The 3,048-nt window shown below is 57.0% G+C and carries 3 protein-coding genes; all 3 read left to right on the forward strand.

Annotated elements, in window-relative coordinates; all coding sequences use genetic code 11:
* Positions 1–1,634 (forward strand): hypothetical protein (locus HNR46_RS20305; RefSeq protein ID WP_221285314.1); only part of this gene is annotated, 1,634 nt, incomplete at its 5' end.
* Positions 1,635–1,639: 5 nt separating this feature from the next.
* Positions 1,640–2,461 (forward strand): hypothetical protein, encoded by an 822-nt coding sequence (locus HNR46_RS20310; protein ID WP_184022500.1) that lies wholly within the window; start codon positions 1,640–1,642, stop codon positions 2,459–2,461.
* Entirely contained in the window at positions 2,458–2,865 is a 408-nt protein-coding gene (locus HNR46_RS20315; protein WP_184022502.1) for a hypothetical protein, read from the forward strand. The genes HNR46_RS20310 and HNR46_RS20315 overlap by 4 nt, the downstream gene beginning before the upstream one ends.
* Positions 2,866–3,048 lie beyond the last annotated feature (183 nt).

Genomic DNA, 3,048 nt, shown 5'->3' on the forward strand with positions numbered 1-3,048 from the left:
CGGTGAGGGGGAGCTTCCATTTCCATTCACGGGAGGTGACCGTGCCGGACGGCGGAAACGGGGAGGAAATGAGCTACCTCAAATATTGGGGGACCGATGCGACGAAGAAGGTTTGGGTGTTGCTCAACCGGAGACTCACCGAAGACCTTGAGGTTCCGTTCCTGAAGATCGCGACGAAGGCCTCGACCTTGGACTACCAAAACGAAGGGACGTGGTTTGAAGGGGCGATCAACGAAGCGACGAAAGTCACGCTAGGCGACCCCGAGGTGGTGAAGCTGACGGTACGTGCAGGGGAGAATGTGTCGGAAACGGGCATGGTGTTGGACCCTTTGGAAGCGAACGAAGGAACCTTCGAGCACGAGATGCGGTATGATGTGGATCTCCTGCCGGTGGAGGTAGAGTCCATGGACAAGTTCCTCGCCGGGTCGTTCGACGAGAGCATCATCGAAACCTTCGGCGGGGAAACGAGCTTCGGACTGGAATTCAGAAACCCCAGTTCGGGAGAAAACTACCGCTTCAACTCGATCGCCGACGCCTACGTTTACGATAATCCCTATGCGGACACCGAGGAGGGCGAGGACGCCTTCCTCAGTGATGAAGAGGTGGCCATGGGCGCTTCAGGCTCCGACAGCGAGGGGCGTTTGAGTCAAGACGTGATCTTCTACAAGCAGAACGGGAACCTTCATTTCCGGACCATCTTCGATCAGGCGGGAGAGATCGAAATCGCGATCCTCAAGGACGGAGAGGAGATCGGAGCCGTCACCCATGAACTCGTCGAAGACGAGGACATCGGCGACCTCATCGATACCATCGACGAGGTGCTCAGCGACGAATGGGGCGATGGCGGTCCGGTCATCCTCGCCGCGCAGTCCGCATCGTTCTCGACGGCGGGTGACGAACCGCAGTTCGCTCAGGCCCGCCAGGGTGGTCGGCGCGGACACTACAGGTACCGCAACGCCACCACCAAGGTAACGATGTCCATCTGGGACAGGATCAAGCACAACTTCAACGAGGGAGTCCGGCGGACGACCGAAGCGGCGACCCGCGCGATCCGCACCGCCGCGCTGACCGGAAAAGGATTCGTCGAGGGCGCTTGGATGGGCATTAAGGACGATGCGCACGGACTGGTCGAACTGGTCAAGATGGTCGCCAACCCAACCGAGACCGCGAAGAGCTTCTACGAGGCATTCAAGGCCCTGATGTCGCTGGACCTCGAAGGTTGGAAAAACGTGGGGCTAACCATGGTCGAATCCTTCCTGAACAAAGGGAAGGAGGGGGCAGGAGAATGGGTCCAGCCCGACAACTTCGACGTAGCGGCCTATCTGGCAGGCTACACCAGCGGCTACATCGTCGAGCAGGCGGTCATCACCTACGTCACCGCCGGGGGAGCGCAGGCGCTCAAGGCCGGGAAGATCGGAGGCAAGATCGGAGCGTTGGTGCGGGCGGCGGCCAAGCGGGTCCAACCCGCCCTCGCGAAAACCGCCGACAACGCGATGCGCGTCGCCTCTCTGAAGGCCAAGAACTCAATCTTCCGCCGCGTCAGCCAGGATGTCTTGAGTGATGCCGACGTGAAGAAGCTCAAGAGCATCCTCCAGGAACTCGAATTCGAATGTCCCCTCCTCGCAGCACCATGAACATCATGAGAAAAATCAAACTGATCGCCTTCCTCCTCGCGGTCTTTGCCAGCCTCGCGGCACCCGCCGCCGCGCAGCAGAACTCGTCTCGGTGTGTCTCGAAGATCACCGATGCCCTGGAGCGCCTCGGCCAGCAGAACGAGTTCGATTTCCTCAAGGCGCGGGAAATCATGAACGATTTCCATTACGGGACGGTTCAGGCCGCTGTATCGGATCCGGCGAAAGCGACTGCCTTCAAGCGGGTCTTTACGTCCTTGAGTCAGTTTTGCGACCTCGGCGGGGCAAACTTGTCGGCAAAAGGAATGAGAGGCTACACCAAGCTGACTTCAGGCATCATCAACGTCGGCAAGGACAATACAGACATCCTCATCGAGGTGTTCAGGGGGAAGAATGCGTTCGATGCGGCTGGATTCGACAAGGTGATGACCCACATGGACGGGAACGGGCAGTGGCTGAAGAAGAATGGGAAATACACTGGAAGGTGGGAGAGTCCCGCCGGTCTGATCTACGTGGAGAACCTTTCGGTGGCCAACCAAGGGCACTCCCTAATGCATCTCTACAAGCACACGGTTCGAAACTTTGGGGGGCGACCCGACGCGGACCACTCGGTGTTCTCGGTTCCACGGGAAGACCTTCTCGACCTGATTGATGAGGCGTGGCAGAACCCCAATAAGGTTCACCCACCGAAGCCCGACGGTTCGGGTCCCGATCTTCAAGCATACGTTGTGGATATGGGCCGGGTTGTTGGAACGAACTCGGAAACCACTATTCGGATCGTCCTAAATAACATTGGGACGGATGAACTTAGAACTGCATATCCACAATGATCAAGCTGCCAGTTACTTGCAAACGGTGTGGTCAGGGCCCCGCGTTGCACTATCTCGAGTCGAAATACAGCGGAGAACGGTTTTTTATTTGTGGAGAGTGCGGAGGAATGTGGCAAACGATTGAATCCGCACTTAGTGAGCCAGGTTGGAGTAATCCAGACGCTAAAGAATTTTATAGCGTAAGGGAGTATCCTGCAGAAAATGGCGGTCGACCGTGGTCTGCCTTAGGAAGGGGAAAGAGCGTTTGTCATCTTACGAGTGCCGAATACGAAAGGTCAGTTGGACGACCGGATCACTACCTCGATGCTCCAGACTATGAAAGCTGGACGACGGAAAGCTGGGATAAATACAACGAACCGTGGATCAACTGTGATGCCGAGTTTAACGCCCAGAAAGAATCCTGATCCGATTACATTGGTAGTTGAAATGGGGAGGCCAATTGGGGCTGCTGGAGAAACCAAGATCCGATACATCATCAAGAATGGGACGGCGTGGAGCGTCCCCCTGAAGAGTTGGACAGACAATAAGGAGCTCGAGGAGCGACGGACAAAGGTCCCCTATCAGACGAAGTCGGGGACTTTGTTCGG

Source organism: Haloferula luteola, from assembly GCF_014201715.1.
In the GTDB taxonomy this organism is placed as follows: domain Bacteria; phylum Verrucomicrobiota; class Verrucomicrobiia; order Verrucomicrobiales; family Akkermansiaceae; genus Haloferula; species Haloferula luteola.

Bases quoted from the DNA above. Each gene is read 5' to 3' on its own strand.
- HNR46_RS20310 (WP_184022500.1), top strand. From the start codon at position 1,640: ATGAGAAAAATCAAACTGATCGCCTTCCTCCTCGCGGTCTTTGCCAGC.
- HNR46_RS20315 (WP_184022502.1), top strand. From the start codon at position 2,458: ATGATCAAGCTGCCAGTTACTTGCAAACGGTGTGGTCAGGGCCCCGCG.